At 37.6% G+C, this 19,826-nt stretch carries 15 protein-coding genes; all 15 read left to right on the top strand.

Annotated elements, in window-relative coordinates; translation table 11 throughout:
- On the top strand, positions 1 to 1,407 hold the full coding sequence (locus ACTNA4_RS05360) for a lipopolysaccharide biosynthesis protein (protein ID WP_441028941.1): 1,407 nt from the start codon (positions 1 to 3) through the stop codon (positions 1,405 to 1,407).
- A gap of 6 nt (positions 1,408 to 1,413) precedes the next feature.
- Entirely contained in the window at positions 1,414 to 2,910 is a 1,497-nt protein-coding gene (locus ACTNA4_RS05355; RefSeq protein ID WP_441028939.1) for an O-antigen polysaccharide polymerase Wzy family protein, read from the top strand.
- Positions 2,911 to 2,928: 18 nt separating this feature from the next.
- Complete coding sequence (locus ACTNA4_RS05350) at positions 2,929 to 3,636, top strand: hypothetical protein (protein ID WP_441028937.1); 708 nt, start codon at positions 2,929 to 2,931, stop codon at positions 3,634 to 3,636.
- A gap of 11 nt (positions 3,637 to 3,647) precedes the next feature.
- Positions 3,648 to 4,076, top strand: coding sequence for a hypothetical protein (locus ACTNA4_RS05345; protein ID WP_441028935.1), 429 nt, complete (start codon positions 3,648 to 3,650; stop codon positions 4,074 to 4,076).
- Positions 4,077 to 4,128: 52 nt separating this feature from the next.
- Complete coding sequence (locus ACTNA4_RS05340; protein WP_441028933.1) at positions 4,129 to 5,190, top strand: glycosyltransferase; 1,062 nt, start codon at positions 4,129 to 4,131, stop codon at positions 5,188 to 5,190.
- 35 nt (positions 5,191 to 5,225) lie between these two features.
- On the top strand, positions 5,226 to 7,196 hold the full coding sequence (locus tag ACTNA4_RS05335) for a polysaccharide biosynthesis protein (RefSeq protein WP_441028931.1): 1,971 nt from the start codon (positions 5,226 to 5,228) through the stop codon (positions 7,194 to 7,196).
- 46 nt (positions 7,197 to 7,242) lie between these two features.
- Positions 7,243 to 7,950 (top strand): glycosyltransferase family 2 protein, encoded by a 708-nt coding sequence (locus ACTNA4_RS05330; protein WP_441028929.1) that lies wholly within the window; start codon positions 7,243 to 7,245, stop codon positions 7,948 to 7,950.
- A 1-nt stretch (position 7,951) separates the two neighbouring features.
- Positions 7,952 to 8,359 carry a GtrA family protein gene (locus ACTNA4_RS05325; protein ID WP_441028927.1) on the top strand — a complete coding sequence of 136 codons (408 nt, stop codon included), beginning with the start codon at positions 7,952 to 7,954 and terminating at the stop codon, positions 8,357 to 8,359.
- Between the two features lie 10 nt (positions 8,360 to 8,369).
- A complete protein-coding gene (locus ACTNA4_RS05320; protein WP_441028925.1) occupies positions 8,370 to 9,854 on the top strand; it encodes a hypothetical protein in 1,485 nt (494 codons plus the stop codon).
- 163 nt (positions 9,855 to 10,017) lie between these two features.
- Positions 10,018 to 12,891, top strand: coding sequence for an N-acetylmuramoyl-L-alanine amidase family protein (locus tag ACTNA4_RS05315; RefSeq protein WP_441028923.1), 2,874 nt, complete (start codon positions 10,018 to 10,020; stop codon positions 12,889 to 12,891).
- A 103-nt stretch (positions 12,892 to 12,994) separates the two neighbouring features.
- On the top strand, positions 12,995 to 13,972 hold the full coding sequence (locus ACTNA4_RS05310) for a hypothetical protein (protein WP_441028921.1): 978 nt from the start codon (positions 12,995 to 12,997) through the stop codon (positions 13,970 to 13,972).
- A gap of 156 nt (positions 13,973 to 14,128) precedes the next feature.
- The gene (locus ACTNA4_RS05305; protein ID WP_441028919.1) at positions 14,129 to 15,433 is read left to right on the top strand and encodes a C40 family peptidase; all 1,305 of its coding nucleotides are present in this window, start codon (positions 14,129 to 14,131) and stop codon (positions 15,431 to 15,433) included.
- A 205-nt stretch (positions 15,434 to 15,638) separates the two neighbouring features.
- Complete coding sequence (locus ACTNA4_RS05300) at positions 15,639 to 17,384, top strand: phosphotransferase (protein ID WP_441028917.1); 1,746 nt, start codon at positions 15,639 to 15,641, stop codon at positions 17,382 to 17,384.
- Positions 17,377 to 18,246 carry an NTP transferase domain-containing protein gene (locus ACTNA4_RS05295; protein WP_441028915.1) on the top strand — a complete coding sequence of 290 codons (870 nt, stop codon included), beginning with the start codon at positions 17,377 to 17,379 and terminating at the stop codon, positions 18,244 to 18,246. The genes ACTNA4_RS05300 and ACTNA4_RS05295 overlap by 8 nt, the downstream gene beginning before the upstream one ends.
- Positions 18,247 to 19,782 carry a BCCT family transporter gene (locus ACTNA4_RS05290; RefSeq protein ID WP_441028913.1) on the top strand — a complete coding sequence of 512 codons (1,536 nt, stop codon included), beginning with the start codon at positions 18,247 to 18,249 and terminating at the stop codon, positions 19,780 to 19,782. It abuts the gene before it with no gap.
- Positions 19,783 to 19,826 lie beyond the last annotated feature (44 nt).

Here is a 19,826-nt window from a genome sequence, read left to right as displayed (position 1 = left end):
ATGAAAGAGCTATGGAGATTTATTAAAACATCGGGTGTTTATTTTGCAGGAACAGTTCTTACGAAATTGATTACGTTTTTGTTGTTGCCGCTTTATACCGCCTATATTGATCCGGAAGGAATGGGAATCTATGATGTTGCGACGGCATATGTTACTTTTTTGTGTTCTGTAGTGTATTTGGATATATGGAGCGCTGTGATGCGTTTCACTTATGAGTATGTAGGTGATGAACAGAAAAAGCCGATTACGAGTGGAACGGTAATATTTGTATTATCTTCTACTTTGTATACAGTGATCATGATTGTCGTGTATGCGATTTTTCGGGTTGATTACATGTTTTTAATTTATTTGTATGGCTTGTTGGCGAATACGCAATATTTTTGTGGTTATATTGCTAGAACTCAAGGTAAGAATGTATTGTATGCAGTTGGTGGGATCGCTGGTTCATTAACTACGATTCTCGTTAATATTCTGCTTTTAGTTGGTTTTAAGATGGACTACAGTGCGTTGTTTATTTCGAGCTGTGTAGGATATATTGCAAATATTGGAATTGTTTCAATTGGTGCTAAGATTCCGCGTTTAATATCTCTGAAAGCATTTGAGTATAAACTTTTTAAGCAGATGTTCTGTTTCTCGCTTCCGCTGTGTGTGAATTCAGTTGCATACTGGTTTTTATCTAGCTATAACCGAGTTGCGATTACGAATGTACTTGGTAATGCTGCAAATGGAATGTATGCTATTGCGAGTCGCTTCGGATCGTTTATTACGCTCTTTACATCATGTTTTACAATGGCATGGCAGGAAATCTCTTATTCGAAAGAAGCTGGCGGAATGGAAGATCAGAGTGCTTTTTACACAAAGGCAATTAATTCTTATATTCAGTTTTTGGGAATGGGATTGATTATGATAATACCAGCAGTCTATATTATTTATCCGATCATGGTAAATGAGTCTTATGCCGGTGGAAAAAGCATGGTTCCGCTATATCTAATTGCAACAGTAGCATCGGCCATAAGTAGTTTCCTGGGAAATATTTTTACCGCGATTAAGAAAAATGATCTGTTGTTTTATACAACTGTGGTAGGTAGTGTTGTTAATGTGATTATGGTTCATCTTTTACTGCCTGTTATGGGAGTAGAAGGAGCGAGTGCGGCATTGTTTTGCGGATTTGCAATAAACTGTGTCGTCCGAATCAAAATGCTACAGAAATATTTGGGATTCAGTGTGGAATGGAAGTTCCTGGGGGCCTTAGTGATTATGTTTATTATTGTGTGGACAATTTACAATTTGGGTAATATTTTGGCTAATATTCTGGCATTTGTCGTTGCAGCTATTATTACTCTAATTATATTCAAAGAATATATCTTAAAAATGTTAGAAAGCTTGAAAGGAAAAATTCAAAGGTAATAGAATATGCTGAAATGTATTCGATATTCGACGTTCATGTTATCTATATTCTGCCTGATAACTGGAATTACGATGCATGATTATAATTGGATTCTGTTTTGTGATCTTTTCCTTTTAATACAGAACATCATTTTTTCTTTTGAGAGAATAAAAAGCCGCATCCTGTTTTTGGCTTTTCAGGGAACTATGTTTTTGTTTTTGCTTTCAAGGCCAACGATAGGATTTTTGAGAGGAAATAACTGGCAGTATTCTGATGATGGACAAATGATTTTTTCATTGGGTTCCATTGGGATCAGTTTGCTGTTTATGATGTTTGGTGCGATTTGCTGGGAAGAACACAGAGAAAAAACGGTAAGAAAAAATGGTTTGACAAAAAAGAAAAATCCAAATGTGTTTAAAGAAAGATATATAATTATACTGCGTAATGTATCTCTTGTGCTTTATCTGGTCAGTTTTGTATCCTATATGATGATACAGATGGACAAGGTCTTGTTTATGCGAGGAAAGGATTATGTTGACTTTTATACGACTTATGAGTCGAATATGAATTATATTGTGTATCTTCTTTCAAGTTATATGCCGTGTGCGATGGCAATTTATTTGTCAACCATGCCAAAAAAGAAACCTACTTTTTGCGTATTGGCTTTGTTCCTGATTTCGGAAATACCACTGATTGCATTTGGAAAAAGAAGTCAGTTGATGCTGAATACAATTTTTATATTAATGTACTATTTTATCAGGGATTTTAGTGGAGATAAAGAAAAGTGGATTGGCAAAATAGAAAAAATGCTTCTTGTTATATGTATACCACTTTGTATTCTCCTTTTGGGGGCAATGAATTATACACGGTCTGGAAAAGAAGTAACACTTGGGCTGGGTGCCCTTATTGTTGATTTCTTTTTTAAGCAAGGTGTTTCGTTCAATGTATTGAATATTGCCCATGCCGCGATTCCTAACTTGCCTGATAGAGCATTTTCGTTTTATTCTATAGGAAATTTCGTTGATTATATATTGCATGGAACGATAGCTCAAAAATTATTTGGCGCTGTGTCACTTGGAACAGGAAATAATGTTATCAAAGCAACACAAGGTCATGTTTTTGCTCATTGCATGTCTTATGTAACGAGAGGTCAGGAATATTTGGATGGTAATGGATGGGGAAGTTCGTATCTTCTGGAAACATATGTGGATTTTGGGTGGATAGGAGTTATAGTGTATAGTGTTTTGCTTGGCATACTGTTGATTGCGTTGATTGATATCGTGAAGAAGAGAAATCTGCTTAGTGTGATTGCACTGATGAGTCTGATTAATCTTTATTTTACGCCGAGGGGTGGCGCAACAGAATTTTTAGAGGTCTTAATACGACCGAAATTCTGGATGCCTGTGATATTCTGTTATTTTGTGGCGGGACTTTTAACAAGGCATTATTCGTTTAGTTCACTCAAATCTGATGAATATACGATTAAATCTAAAGAACACGCAAGAAAGATGTGCGAGAATTAGTGCGAAAGGAGAAAAAATATGTTTGAACATTTTGGGTTTTTAGATGCAATTGCAGGATTGTGGAGACAAAAGATTAAGATTCTGGTTGCAACAGTATTATGTGCTGTGTTGGGAGTATGTTTTGCATCTGTTATGAATTATAGTCTGGAGGTTTCGGAAGACAAATATCTGTCCTCGGCAACATATTTTGTGGAGTTCCAAGAGGAGGATAAGGAGAATCGTGAAGAAAAAAATGCAGCAACAACACTTAATACTGTGTTGGGGGCAGATTTTTGTATGAAATTTATTACAGATGATGTAATTGACAATTATGGAGAAGAAAATATTAAAAAAGCACTTGCAATGGCTGACGATGAAGAAATCTCTTATGAGACGATTCCAGCATTAGTCAAGCATTCCGTTTTAGTTGACGGTAATTCAGTTAATATTTATCTTAATGCATCGAGTCAGGAGTTCGCAAATGCAGTTATTAATGCATATGATTCTTATGTATCTCATTTCGCAACGGAGATGGGCAATATACGTGTCGTACACTTAGGAGGAGTTCAACAGGGGTATGTTTATGAACAAGAAGGATATAATAAAATAAAATTGGGAATCATTGGAGCAGCAGGTGGATTCGTTCTGAGTTGTATTATAGTCTTTTTCTGGGTGCTGTTTTGCCCGGTAATTAATAGAAAAAGTGATTTCGAAGAATATGGCTTACGAGTGTTTGGAAAGATGTAGGAGGAGTAATCATGGGGAAATATTACCTTACTAAGAAACAGATTGCAGATGAAGAAAAAAAGAGAACCCTTTATAGTGTTTATAATGCATGGAAAGATCATAAATGGAAGAGTATCGGAATAATGACCAGCGGTGATGATAAAGAAAAAAAGCAACATTGTGCGCAGACGCTGACTGAGTTTTTCCGTTCCAATGGAGTTAATGTAGAATTCTTAAGCGAAGAAGAAATTACTGTAGAAGAAATTTCAGTGAAAGAAGCAGAGGTTGTGATCCTGGATTTAATGCCGGCAAATCGTTTTGCAGTTGGGATGGAATGGGCCAAAAAATGTGATGCAGTTATTCTTGTGGAGACATGTGGACGGAGCAAATATAAGGATTTTGAATTAAATTTGAAAATTTTAAGAGAAAACAATGTCAATATTGAAGGAGTTATTCTCTAAATTCAGGAAGAAGGATTAGGGCAAGTATATTATGAAAGTGCTGATGGGATATTTGGCAACAGAATTAAGAGGTGGACAAAAATTTCAGTTAGATTTTTCCAAACATTTTGATACGATTCAAGTAGGGTTTTTGTCTTCCAATGTAACAATTAAATATGAGAACTTAGTAAAAAAAATAGGGCCGATACATCTCATACCTCCAACGAGAAAATTTTTTGCCAGACTTAAAACACTGAGAAGGCTTGCTGATGAATATGAGATAATATACTTGAATAAGACAACTCTGAATCCATTTGAGTTTGTTCTTGTAAAAATGGCTGGATTTAAGTATGTGGTAATTCATTCACATTCAATCGGTAAAGATTGTAAGAATCCATATGTAAAAGCAGGATATTACTTTCTACATTATATGAGTAGACCATTGGTCGGTAAAATCGCGGATAAAATGTATGCATGCTCTGAAGAGGCGGGCGAATGGCTGTTCGGCAAGCAATTTAAAAAATTTGGAAAAGTGATTCCTAATGGAATAGATGCACAATTATTCCGGTATGATGAAGAGAAAAGAAATAAAATCCGGGAAAAAATGAAGATTGAAGGGTCATGCATTTTCCATGCAGGAGCTTTTTCAGCCGTAAAGAACCAAGGGTATTTAATTGGGGCTTTTGCACATTTTCATAAACTGCATCCAGACAGTATACTCATGTTTGCCGGGCAGGGCGAATTGATGGAACAGGCAAAAGAGAGGACAAGAAGTTTAGGGATTGAAAATAGTGTTATGTTCTTGGGACAGAGAAATGATGTGGCAGATTTGATGCAGGCAGCAGACTTATTTGTATTGCCGTCCTTACTAGAAGGTCTTCCTTTTGTTGCAATGGAAGCACAGGCAGCTGGTTTACCGTGTATAATCACTGCAAGAGCATCCGAAAAAGTAAAAATAACGAATCTTTGTCAGTTTTTTGATATCAGCAAAAGAGAGGAAGAACTGTCAGCTGCTATGGAAAAGCAATTAGAGCTCGGGCGAAGAGATACTATGTCAGAAATCAGGGATGCTGGATTCGATTTGAAAAGATGTGCAGAAGAGTTGGAAACAGAACTTATTAATCTGGTAAAGTAATGTACAACTTAGAAAGAGTAAGGATGGATAAAGATATGGAAGAAAAAAAGAAGTGCAATTGGTATAAATTTAGAAAAGCAGTGTTGTTAATATTGGATATAATTATTATCAATATGAGTTCGTTCCTTGCAGTATGGATCAGGTTTAATTTAAAATTTGAAGAAATAGAGGTGTCGATCTGGAGATCTGTCACCAGTCTGGCACTTGTTAACACAGCTTTGACAATTGCAATTTTTATGGCCTGCAGACTTTATAAGACATTGTGGAGATTTGCAAGTATTAAAGAACTAATATATATAATAGAAGCAGTTGCGGGGTCAGTTCTTGTAAACGTATTTTTATATTTTTTTACCTATAAACCTATTTGCAGAAGTTATTTCCTTCTTTATGGGACGAGTTTGTTTCTGCTTACCTGCATTAGTCGTTTTTCTTATCGCTTAATCAGACTGCTTTATCAGGGCAATGTGCATGGCAGACATATGCGAAATACCATGATTATTGGTGCTGGCGAAGCCTGCAATGTGGTGATGAAGGAATTAGAATTTAGTTCGGAACTGGATGCCAGAATCTGGTGTATTATTGATGATGATGCCAGAAAACATGGTACCTATATTCATGGTGTGAAAGTGGTCGGCGGAAGAGATAAAATTCTTGAATATGCAAAAAAGTATTCGATTAATGAGATTATTGTTGCCATTCCAAGTGCGACAAAAAAAGAACAAAGAAGAATACTGGATATCTGTCAACAGGTTCCAAAATGTGATCTGAAAATTCTACCGGGAGTTTACCAGCTTGTGAATGGGGAAGTTAGTGTATCGAAACTTCGCAATGTTGAAATCGAGGATCTTCTTGGAAGAGATCCGATTAAAATCACTACAGAAAAAATTGGTCGTTATGTTTCGGATAAGGTTGTTCTTGTAACTGGCGGAGGAGGAAGTATAGGAAGTGAGCTTTGCAGACAGATTGCAGCAAACGGAGTGCGTCAGTTAATTATTTTTGATATATATGAGAATAATGCTTATGATATTCAACAGGAATTAAAACAAAAGTATCCGAATCTTGATTTGGTGGTATTGATTGGATCGGTACGAAATGGAAGAAAAGTAGATAGTGTTTTTGCACAGTACCGTCCGGATATTGTTTATCATGCAGCAGCACATAAGCATGTGCCGTTGATGGAGGACAGTCCGAATGAAGCTATAAAGAATAATGTTTTCGGAACCTATAAGGTTGCTCTGGCAGCGGATAAATATGGTGTTAGTAAGTTTGTATTGATTTCGACTGATAAAGCAGTAAACCCGACTAATATCATGGGTGCATCAAAGCGTATGTGTGAGATGATCATTCAGGTCTTTAATAATCGCTCCAAAACAGAATATGTTGCGGTACGGTTCGGGAATGTACTGGGAAGTAATGGCAGTGTAATTCCACTTTTTAAAAAACAGATAGAAGCGGGTGGACCGGTAACAGTAACACACCCGGATATCATTCGTTATTTTATGACGATACCAGAGGCTGTGTCTTTGGTGCTTCAAGCGGGATCCAGTGCAAAAGGGGGAGAAATCTTTGTGCTTGATATGGGACAGCCGGTTAAGATAGCAGATTTGGCAAGGAATCTGATCCGTTTGTCTGGATATAAAGAAGATGTAGATATTGAGATAAAATATACGGGTCTTCGCCCGGGAGAAAAGTTATACGAAGAACTTCTGATGGCCGAAGAAGGCCTGGAAAGCACAGAAAATGAATTGATTCATATAGGTAAACCAATTGAATTTGATGAAGATGAATTTTTAAAAGATCTGGAAAACTTATATAAAGCAGCATATGCGGAAACAGATCATATGAAGCGTATTGTAAAGAAGATTATTCCGACTTATCATTTGCGAGAGGCAGATATTATTAGAGATAGGAAGATACAAGAGTCATGGAAAAAAGATTTTCCGGATGCAAGTTCCAATCTGCCAAGTGCTTTTTTGAATAGAGGGATTGCGGATAAAGACGTTTAAAGAACTGGAAAAGGAATTTAGGCGAGGGTGAAAGGAGATAGTTGTTTTGGATACTTTATTTATCGTTATGCCAGCGTATAACGAGGAAGAAAATATAGAAAATGTGGTAAGACATTGGTATCCATTATTGCAAGAGAAGGACGAGAATTCCAGACTGGTAATTGCAGACAGTGGAAGTGTCGATAAGACTCATGATAAGCTGATACAACTAATGGCAGAATTCCCAAAACTGGAGGTTCTGTCAAATACGGAGAAACAGCACGGGCCTAAAGTGATTGCACTTTATGATTATGCAGTAAAACAAGGAGCAACCTATATTTTTCAAACAGATTCTGATGGGCAGACAAATCCAGAGGAATTCCCCGTTTTTTGGGAATTACGTAATGAATATGACGGCATTTTTGGACTGCGTAATGCCAGGGGAGATGGAAAGATCCGTGCGGGAGTTGAAATGGTGGTCTGTATGTTGCTCAGATTGTATTTTGGGGTTAGGATTCCGGATGCAAATGCACCGTTCAGGCTCATGAGGTCAGATACAGTAAAAAAATATTTATATAGAATGCCGTATGACTACAATCTCCCCAATATTATGATGACCACATATTTCGTATATTACAAGGAAAGATCATTATTTAAGAATATCTCTTTTAAACCTAGGCAAGGCGGAACAAATTCTATAGACATTCCAAAGATTATCAGAATCGGATGGAAAGCTCTTGGGGATTTTAAGGAGCTTAAGAAAGGAATGAAGTAGGGTGAATATAAAGCGAATATGTGAAAAGAATAAAGATGTTATTTTTTATCTATTTTTTGGTGTATGTACAACTTTAGTGAATGTGATCGCATATTGGGGTGTAGCCCATCTGCTCAGGATGCAGGTGATGCCCAGTACAGGCATTGCTTGGGTGCTTGCAGTTCTTTTTGCATATGTGACGAATCGAAAATGGGTCTTTCATAGTACGGCAGTTGAGACTAAAGAAATAATCCAAGAGTGTTTGTCTTTTTTTATATGCAGGATTGCAACGGGAGTGATGGATTGGCTGTGCATGTTTATACTGGTAGAAAAACTTGCATTTAACGATGTTGTAGTGAAATTAGGTGCAAATGCTCTGGTAATTGTCTTTAATTATCTGGCAAGTAAAATGGTGATTTTCAAGAAATGAAGGATAGGGTATGGAGAATAGGCGGCAAAAAAAAGCACGGATTCAGAAAGTAACGATTGCTTTGTTTTTAGCAGTGATGGCATTTGTTTTTCTATTGAATAGTCCATTGCATCCGTGGATACAATCAGATGCCAATACAGATTCCAGTGTATTTCAGACGATTGCCTTGATGATGCGGAAGGGATATATGCCATATAGGGATTCCTTTGATCATAAAGGCCCTTTATTATATATTCTGAATTATTTGGGACAGAATATCAGTGCGTACAACGGAATATGGTTTGTCGAGTTCGTATCATTATGTATTACATTTGGGGTATTGTACGAGGTTGCGAAAATTGCAAAAATCAGCGATGCGCAGGCACTGATTGCTGAGTTTACAGGGATTTCACTGTTATTCCATTATTTTGAAGGAGGAAATTTAACAGAGGAGTTTGCATTGCCGTTCATTTCGATAGGTATCTATATTTTCCTGGATTATTTTATAAACCAGAAAATCAACAAAATGCGTCTTATGCTATGTGGTTTTTGTCTGGCAGGAGTCAGCCTGTTACGGGCGAATATGATAGGAGTATGGATTGTTTTTTGTATCGCTGTTTTTATAATGTGTATTGCAACGAAGAACTTTATTAGAATTTGTCAATTCGTAATTTGGTTTACAATTGGATTTGCGTTACTTTTTTTGCCGATTATGATATGGTTGGCAGTCCGTGGGGCGTTCAGTGAGTTTCTGTTTGATTATATAAAATTCAATAGTATATATGTTTCGACAGAAGGGGGAAAAGCACTGTTTGCCGAAAAGTGGAATACATTTTTTGCGTTTGGTAATTCGTGGGTATATACATTTGCTTTCATTTGTACGATATATTTGGGAGTCAAAAGAAATAGATTTTTTCATGGAGTTTATCTTTGCAATCTGTTGTTAAATCTTGGATTGATTGCAATGTCGGGATTGGTTTATAATCATTATGGGATGGTGCTCATTCCGTTGGTTGTATTTCCGGTTGCAGAAATTTTTGAGTATTGTAATGAGAATTCAGGAGAACTGGTGTCATTTGGTTTTATGGCGTTCTTACTGTGTAATGTGATTGTCGGACAGTGGGAAAATAACGCATCTGGAATTATTCGCATTTATGATGACCGGAAAACGGATCATTTTTCGGAAGAAATCAGGGCGATAAGTCAGGAGGTGCAGAAGCATACGTCGGAGGAGGATAAGATCTCGGTATACGGCAACTGGGATCTGGTCTATATTATTAGTGAGAGAGAACATGCAACCAGATATTCATATCAATTTCCAATTGGTGTGGCACTCCCGGATATTATGGAATCCTATTATAATGAAATAGAGGAAGAGCAGCCGAAAGTGATCGTGATCCAAAAAGGATTTTTTGATGAAAAGATGGAACAATTCCTTGAAAAATATCAATATGAAAATGTATGGTCGGCAGATGCGGCAGCTCCACAGAACAGTCATATGGTTTTTGAAAAATAAATAAAAACTAAAAGTAAAAGGGTATCCATTTAGATGGATATCCTTTTGTTTACTTCAGATAGAAATATCAGAATAAATGTTTTACAAATATATAATTCAATGCTATAATTTTCTTAAGAAAACATTAATACGCAATTGCAGTATAAAATGAGGAGGTATGAAAATGAAAAAACGGCTTATTGCAATTTTGAGTATTATGGCATTGTGCACAACATCTGCAATGCCGGTATTGGCAGCTGAAAACACAGATGTTGTCACAGTGGCTGAGGAGGAAATTCCTGAACAGAATGAGTCGGAAGAACAACTAGAAGAGAACGTAGAAGAAGTTGTTCCGGAAGACAAGAAAGAGGAGGTGACGGTACCCGAGGAGAACACTCAGGAAGAGCAGGCAGAGGAGAAAGAAATTTCTGAAGAAACATCTGATGAAGAAGTAGTTATTGAAGAGAATGAAGAGCAGAAAACCGTGCAGTCTTCTCAGGATATTCCAGAAAATGGATGGTATGAGGATGAGTCGGGATATCGCTATTATTATGTGAATGGCGAAAAGCTTGAAAACAGAGTTTATCAAATCGAGAATGTTTGGTACTATTTTGACTGGGATGGCATCCTTCTGGTGGATGATGGACGTTACGTAGATATAGAGGATACTGAACAGTATGGATATTTAAAAGCTGACAGTGAAGGAAAACTGATTTGTGGATGGTACTCTGATCAGGAAGAAAAGTATTATTATGGGGACAACTTCTTACGTTATGAAGATAAAATCTTGTCTGAAGAAGATGTAATGTATTATTTTGATAGAGAAGGGAAACTTGTTACAAATGACAGAGTGTATGTAGATGGTGTTCTTTATGTAGCTGATGCAGAGGGTGTATTAACTATCTCTGACGCAAGGCTTCAGGGATGGGAGAAAATGAGTGGCAATTGGTACTACTATGAGGATGGAAAACCTGTCCAGGGATGCTTTAAGGAAATCGGAGGAAAAACCTATTATTTCGATTATGATGGTGTAATGCAGACCGGTGTTTTCAGGGTAGGCTATTATGATGAAGAAAAAGAAGAATGGATTGAGGGTTACTATTTAGCAGATAAATCCGGGGCGGTATATCAGAATAATATGTGGGTTGAACAGGATGGTGCATGGTATTATCTGGATAAGGATTATCATGTGATTTGCGATCAGTTTTACCCAATCAATGGAAAAACCTATTATTTCGATTATGATGGTGTAATGCAGACCGGTGTTTTCAGGGTAGGCTATTATGATGAAGAAAAAGAAGAATGGATTGAGAATTCTTATTTAGCAAAGGCATCCGGCGTTGTGTATCGAGAGAACATGTGGGTTGAACAGGATGGTGCATGGTATTATCTGGACAAGGAGTATCATGTGATTTGCGATCAGTTATACCCAATCAATGGAAAAACCTATTATTTCGATTATGACGGTGTAATGCAGACAGGACGCTTTTCAGCCTGGGATTATGATGAGGATAAAACGGTATTTTATCTTGCTGACTCATCTGGTGTAGTGTATAAAGATAATAGCTGGCATAAATTGGGAAGTAAATGGGTTTATGTACAGGCAAACGGAAAGCTGTATACAGACGGAAAATATGATATTAATAACAAAACCTATATTTTTGACTATGAGGGTACTTTGCAGACAGGTAAAGTCTGGTATGAAAATGAAGATAAAGAATTTGAATATTACGGAACAGATTCCAATGGTGCAGTGGTAAAGAATAACTGGGTTCAGGCTGGTCTTAACTGGTATTATACGGATAAGGATGGCAAAATACTAATTAATCAATGGCTTCTGAATAAATATTACTTTGATGCTTCCGGATGTATGGTAGTTGGCCTACAGAATATCGATGGGCTTCTTTATTCTTTCTCAGATAATGGAGTACTTCTTGAAAAACTTGGGAAAAAATCCGGCTGGCAGCTTGTTGACGGAGCATGGTGTTATTGGGATGAGAAAGGCCAACTGTATAATGGCTGGCTGAATGGTACATATTATCTGAACAAAGGAGTTATGGTAACAAATCAACGTGTTCAAAGTCAGGATGGGAAGCATTATTCTTACATGAACTATAAAGGTAAAGTAATAAAAGGCTGGGATAAGACATCTTGGGGTGATTGGATTTACGCAGATGCTAAGGGAAATCTGGCAGAAGGATGGCTCAAAGTCGAAGGAAAGTGGTACTATTTTGATGAACGTTTAGATAATACCATGGCCACCTATCCTGTTGTTGAGGAAGGTGTGTTATACGATATCAAATATGACGGCACTTATCTTGGCGCAGTGACTGGAAAGAAAGAATGGAAGAAAACCAGTCATGGAACATGGTATTATTTCAATGAAGATGGTTCCTTAAACCAGGAACGGAAAAAAGTAATTAATGGAGTTACCTATTATTTCTGGTATGATGGTGAAATGGTAGCAGACACCATGTATTATGATGACGAAAAAGGGGAGTACTTCTACATTAACACTTCTGGAAAAAGAGAAAGCATCGCGAATGGATGGAAGAAAATCAATGACAGATGGTATTATTATAAGGATAGTAAATCGATTACTGGTTTACAGACGATTGGAGGAAAGCAGTATTACTTCTATAGCAATGGTGAAATGGCTACTGGATGTTTCTGGGTGAATGAACAGGATAAATTCAGATTTGCAGGCAGCGATGGTGTATTGAGGAATGTGACAACCGGTTGGTACGATACTGTTAATTATGCAAATAAAAAAGTATGGTATTATTTTGAAAATGGTGATCCTGTAAAGGGCTTAAAAGTCATTGGCGGAAAGAACTATTTCCTTTACGGTGATGGAGAGATGGCTACTGGAGTTACGTCAATGGATTATGGTGCACACTATTTATTTGATGCGAATGGAGTATTGGTAAAGAATGCCTGGGCAAAAGTAGACGGAATCTGGTATTACGCTGGTTCCACTGGCCGCGTATATACCGGAGAAAGAACGATCAACGGTAAAACATACTGGTTTACAAATTGGGGTGAGTGGGTTAAATAACCATAATCAGTTAATGCTTTAAAAAATTATTTTTAGTAAAAGAGGCGCTCTATGGCGGAAGGCCATAGGGCGCTGCCTGTTTTGGATAGGAAGGATGATGGGAATGAAAGGTAAAGTGGAAAAGAAAATGGGTTTGTTTCTGCTCTGTTGCCTGTGTGTGGATATCATGAATGTCAGTTCTGTTTATGGCGCAGAAAATGGAGAATTATTCGATCATACTTCAGAAGTCCGTACGGAGGAATCCATTGAGAAAGGATTTCCGAGTGGGCTGGAGCTTTCTATTGAGAGTAAAACATTGTTAGTGGGTGATGTACTTCAAATAGGGATCGTTGCGGAAAATGCATTGAATTATGAAATTGTTGTCTGCGATACAGAAACTACAGAGAACGTATATGTTTTCGGAACTGATAAAGGGGGAGTATATCCGTGGGAGCTGGAGCAGGAAGGAAGGTTCACCATCTTTTTCCGTGCAAGTAATGAATTTGGGACGGCAGAAAGCCAGAAGTATTATATGCATGTAGTTGAAACCAGAGGAACATGGGTACAGTTTGAAAGAAAATGGAAGTATGAACTTCCGAGAAATAACTACGCTGCGGATACCATATTAAAGATTGATGGGAAATACTATAGTTTTGATGAACAGGGGTATATGGAGACTGGATGGAAATATGTGAATCATAAATGGTATTATTATCGAGACACAGGTGCCAGAGCCATTGGATGGGAGATGATTGACGGAAAATGGTATTACCTGAATGAAAAAGGGGATATGTTAACAGGGTGGAAACAATATAACAAAGACTGGTATTATCTGAAACCTTCCGGAGCAATGGCAACAGGCTGGGAACAAGTGAATGGAGTATGGTACTGGTTTGATACATCTGGAAAGATGGTGACCGGATGGAAAAAGATCGGGGGAGAATGGTATTATTTCTCTGGAAGCGGAGCGATGCAATCCAATACCTGGATTGAAAATTATTATCTCGGTTCCAGTGGAGCCATGTTGACGAATACTTGGGTAGGAAATTATTATGTTGATAACGATGGACTTTGGGTCAAAGATATGAAACCACATAAATAATTTGTTAATAAAAAAGAAATAAAATATAAAAAAATGTAATAAAGAATTAAGAAATGATAGATTCCCGATAGTTTTTATGCTATAATTTTCCTCGTGGCAAATGAAGAATAGAATATTTGACAGTTTGTCAGATTAGATTCAGTAGAGGAAAATGGGATGAAAAGAAATATCAAAGTATTCATATTGTGTATAATTATGACAGTATTGACGTTTCTGAAAGAAGATACTGTATATGCAGAAAGTACTGATAATATGAATGTAGAATTAATGCAATCGGAGAATGGTGGAGAATCTGAAAATAAAGAAGGTTTGCAAATTGGAGAGAACATTGACAAAGAGACTGAAGTTGAGAAAAATGGATTTGTGGAAATAGAGGAACAACTATATTTTTATCTCGACAACGAAATGCAGACTGGAATGTTGCAGATTCAAGGGAATATCTATTATTTCATGGAAGATGGTTCGCTGTATACCGAAACGGGATGGACATTTCTGGATAATGACTGGTACTATTTTGACATGGATCATACTGCACATAGAGAATGGCTTCGTTGGAATAATAAATGGTATTATATGGATGAAGACGGAGTTATGCAGACGGGTATCCTGACAATACAAGGGAATAAATACTATTTAAAGAGTGGTGGTGCCATGGCTCTTGGATGGGAATGGGTCGACGACGGCTGGTATCATTTCAGCAAATCAGGGAGTGCTTGCCTCGGATGGGAATTGATCAATGGTGCCTGGTATTATTTTGACCATGAAGGGGTTATGCAGACAGGAATGCAGTGTATTGGAAACAAGAAATATTATCTGGATTCCAATGGGAAAATGGCTTATGGTTGGATCTGTCTGGATAATAACTGGTATTACTTTGGAGTATCCGGAGCAGCACAGCAGGGATGGATAAAGATTTCTGACAAATGGTATTATATGGATGCAGAAGGCATTATGCAGATTGGCTGGATATTTGTTGACGGTGAATGGTATTATCTGAGCGATAGTGGTGCAATGCAGACTGGAATGCAATTTATAAATGGAAAATGGTATCTCTTGTCAAAAAGTGGCAGATGGTTACCGGAGATGCAGGAGAAGTTTGAAGAGATTAAAACATATACATACGTTCCATATGTATATGGGGGGTCTTCAACCTCTGGCTGGGATTGTAGTGGCTTTGTACAATATGCGATGAAGCAGTTAGGAGTTTCACTTCCACGATGCTCAGCAGATCAGGCTACGTGTGGCAGCAGTGTGGATATTTTGGATAGGAGCAGCTGGCGTCCGGGTGATTTGATATTCTATGAGAGAAATGGAAAAGTGGGGCATGCAGCTTTGTATTTGGGTGACGGACTTATGATGCATGCATTAAATCCCAAAAAAGGAACATATATTACGACTGTTGATGAATATAACAGAATTGAGAAAGTGAATAAACTCGCGTATGTGAAACGGGTTTTGTGAAAAGATGCTTTTCAGTTCTAATGCAAGGAGGAGTCTCGAAAATGACTGATAGGTCAGTTGTGGAGCGAGGCTCCTTTTTGTATTTTCTAATTTGATATTACAAACGATTTTTCCATCATTACTTTTAAAAAAAACTCTTGAAATACAGGAAGTAAAGTGTTAATATAACCATAAAAAGTTCATAAAATAAAAAAAGGAGAATTACATGAACATACAAGGATTTGATTTGATGAACGCGCTGAAAGAGAATAGTTATAGTAATCAGAGAATACTGGCCAGTGAGACAGGATATTCATTAGGGAAGGTGAACTCTTCCATTAAAGAATTGTGTGAAGAAGGTTTTTTGGATAAAGGCTTAAAACTTACAGAGAAAGCAGAGCATTTGTTTGCTGAAGGAAAACCGAAACGGGCAATTATCCTTGCTGCAGGGATGGGGATGCGTATGATACCGATTAATGTACAAGTGCCAAAGGGAATCCTGGAAGTGAAGGGAGAACCACTAATCGAAAGAATCATAAAACAGCTTCAAGAAGTTCAGATTACAGAAATAAAAGTAGTAGTTGGATTTATGAAGGAACAATATGAGTATTTGATTGATAAATATGGAGTTGAACTGGTATATAATAAGCATTATGCAGACAAGAACAATTTATATTCGCTGGCAAAAGTAAGCAGTTCACTTGATAACGCGTATATTGTTCCATGTGATATCTGGTGTAAAACGAATCCGTTTCATAATAACGAGTTGTATTCGTGGTATATGGTGAGTGAGCAGGAGGACGTAGAAAGTACTGTAAAGGTAAATCGGAAACGGGAACTGAAATGTGTAAGTGAAGAAGAAAATGGAAACCGGATGATCGGTATTGCTTATGTCTGTGGTGAGGAAGCGGTGCATTTGAAGAAGCGGATCCAGGAAATGCTGGAAAGCCGTAAATATCAGCATTCATTTTGGGAAGAGGCGGCTGTACAGGATAATAAAATGATTTTGCTTCCTAAAGTTGTACCTTCAGGAACTGTAGCTGAGATTAATACATTGGAAGAACTGAGAGATTTGGATGGGAACTCGAATCAGTTAAATTCGGAATTGCTGGATATTGTGGCGGATACTCTGCAATGTGAATTGAAAGATATCGTGGAAATTGAAGCCCTGAAAAAAGGAATGACCAACCGTTCTTTCCGATTTCGATGTAAGGATAAGAGATACATTATGAGAATTCCGGGGGAAGGAACCGGTAAGATGATCAATCGCAGACAGGAGTATGACGTATATCGTGTAGTAGGGGAAAAAGGGATTTGCGAGCCAATCTGCTATATGAATCCGGAGAATGGATATAAAATAACAGAGTTTTTGGAGGATGCAAGAGTATGTGACCCGGAAAGCCCGGATGATGTCAAAAAATGTATGGCATATCTGCGAAAAATGCATTGTGAGAAAATAGAGGTTGACCATACCTTTGATATCTTTAAACAGATCGAGCTGTATGAATCATATCGGATGGGTGAGGCATCGATTTATCGTGATTATGAGGAAACCAAGAAGAAGATGTATGAACTGAAACAGTACATTGATGTACAAGGGAAGGATTGGACTTTAACACATATTGATGCAGTACCGGATAATTTCCTGCTTGTTCATGATCGGGTGTATCTGATTGACTGGGAATATGCAGGTATGCAGGATCCTCATGTGGATATCGCAATGTTTGCAATATATGCAATGTATGACAGAGAGAAAGTTGAAGAATTAATTGATGCCTACTTTGAATATAATTGTCCGGAGCAGGTGAGGACAAAAATCTACTGTTATATTGCTGTGTGTGGCTTTTTGTGGAGTAACTGGTGTGAATATAAGAGGATTTGCGGAGTTGAATTTGGAGAATACTCGTTGAGGCAATATCGTTATGCAAAAGAATATTATAAAATTGTGAAAGAGAGAATAGAGAATGAATAGAAATGCGATCATCATGGCTGCGGGGATGTCAACGAGGTTTGTCCCACTATCAATGGAAACTCCCAAGGCGCTTTTACGAGTGAAAGGAGAGATCCTCATTGAAAGGCAGATAGAGCAGCTACATGAAGCCGGTATCCGGGAAATTGTAGTTGTGGTGGGATATTTAAAAGAGAAGTTTCAGTATTTAGAAGAGAAATACGGTGTGATTTTAGTTGAGAATAGTTTGTTCAGAACCAAGAACAACCATTCTACGCTGTATGTTGCAAGGAAATATTTAAAGAATACTTTTATTTGCAGTGGAGACAATTATTTTACTGAAAATGTTTTTTTGGAAGAAACCACAGAAGCGTACTATGCATCAGTCTTTGAAGCGGGCACTACGGATGAATGGTGTCTGGATGTGGATACGGATGGAAGAATTACACAAGTTCAAATAGGTGGAAAAGATTCTTGGGTTATGAAAGGTCACGTATATTTTAATGAAGAATTTTCCAGAAAAATAATACCTTATCTTTCAGAGGCGTATTCGAATGAAGAAAAGAGTGATCTATACTGGGAAGAGATTTTTATGGAACATCTGGCTGAGATGAAAATGTATATTCATAAATATTCCGCGGGAATCATTGAGGAATTCGACAGCATAGAAGAGTTGAGAGATTTCGACCAGACGTATGTACTGCATTCCGGAAATAAGGTTTTGGAGGAAATATGTGAAAAACTGAATTGTCAGGAAAATGAGATTGTGGAAATTCGCCCTATCAAAAAAGAGGGAGAAGTATCTGGATTTGAGTTTTCTTATCAATATCAGAAATATAGCTATCTATTTTGCGAGGGCCTTGGAATAACAGAGGGAGGTAATTAAATGAAGAATAAAGTATTTATCAAAGATGAAAATAAAAAAATTGACTGGATGATTACATTGCTGCCGATGGGGATTATTGTTGCATTAAGTATTTTGTTTTTCTTTTTGCCGGAGCAGTCTAATGTTGTGTTAAGTCAAATCAGGTATGTGCTTGGAGATACATTTGGTACATATTATCTAGTAATTGGTTTGGGAGTTTTCCTGCTGTCAATGTATATTGCTTTGTCAAAATATGGGGACATTGTTCTTGGAGATCAGAGTGAAAAACCGAAGTATTCATTTTTTGAATGGGGTTCCATGATGTTTACTGCTGGTCTGGCGGCAGATATTCTGTTCTATTCGTTTTCAGAATGGATACTGTATGCGACTGATCCGCATATTGCGGAATTGGGAAGCGTAGAGGAATGGTCAAGTGTTTATCCTATTTTTCACTGGAGTCTGATTCCATGGGGATTTTATCTGGTTCTTGCGGTGGCGTTCGGGTTTATGCTTCACGTCCGCAAAAGGGACCGTCAGAAGTATTCTGAAGCCTGCCGCCCTGTTTTGGGAAAATATACAGATGGAATTTGTGGAAGAATCATAGACTTACTTGCTGTTTTTGCTTTGCTGGCTGGAACAGCCACGACATTCAGTTTGGCGACACCGCTTATGGCAAGTGTGATTAATGAACTGTTTCATGTAGAGTTAAACAGAAATGCAATCACGATCATTATTTTAATCGTGACCTGTATTATTTATACCTATTCACTGCTGCATGGATTTAAGGGAATAAGTTTACTGGCAAAATCATGTATTTATATGTTTTTTGCTTTGCTGGCATTTGTTCTTCTGTTCGGGGGAGAAGCCAGATATATTATTGAAACCGGCTTTTCTGCTTTAGGAAGAATGATACAGAATTTCTTTGAACTTGCAACGTTTACGGATCCTCAGCGAACAACTTCATTTCCGCAGAATTGGACGATTTTTTATTGGGCATACTGGATGGTCTGGTGTGTGGCAGCACCATTTTTTATAGGTAACATTTCCAGGGGAAGAACTGTGCGGCAGACCATTCTGGGAGGATATGGATTTGGTGTGGGATCAACAATAATCAGTTTTATAATACTGGGAAATTATTCTCTGGGAAAGCAGATGTCGGGAACAGTTGATTATATTGGACTATACCAGGAGACAGGAGATTTATATCAGGTGATTATCTCGATTATAAAGACATTGCCGTGCGCACCGTTTGTATTATTACTTCTCCTGCTTACCATGGTGGCATTTTATGCAACATCTTTTGATTCGATTGCGTTAATTGCCTCTTGCTACAGCTATCATCGCCTGGAAGAAAACGAGTCACCACATAAACTGGTTCAATTGATGTGGTGCGTGCTGTTGATTTTACTCCCGATTGCACTGGTGTTTTCCGAGAGCTCAATGAGCAATCTCCAATCGGTCAGCATTATCGCAGCATTCCCGATTGGGGCAGTCATTGTTTTGATCACTGTGAGCTTTATGAAGGATGCTTCGCGGTTTATGAAGGAAAATAAATAGCCTGCAAATAAAATCAGGTTTGGTCTGATGAAAATCTTGATTGG

This window comes from Bariatricus sp. HCP28S3_A7 (assembly GCF_052066375.1).
Classification (GTDB): Bacteria; Bacillota; Clostridia; order Lachnospirales; family Lachnospiraceae; genus Allocoprococcus.
This window is presented reverse-complemented; position numbering and strand designations above follow the sequence as displayed.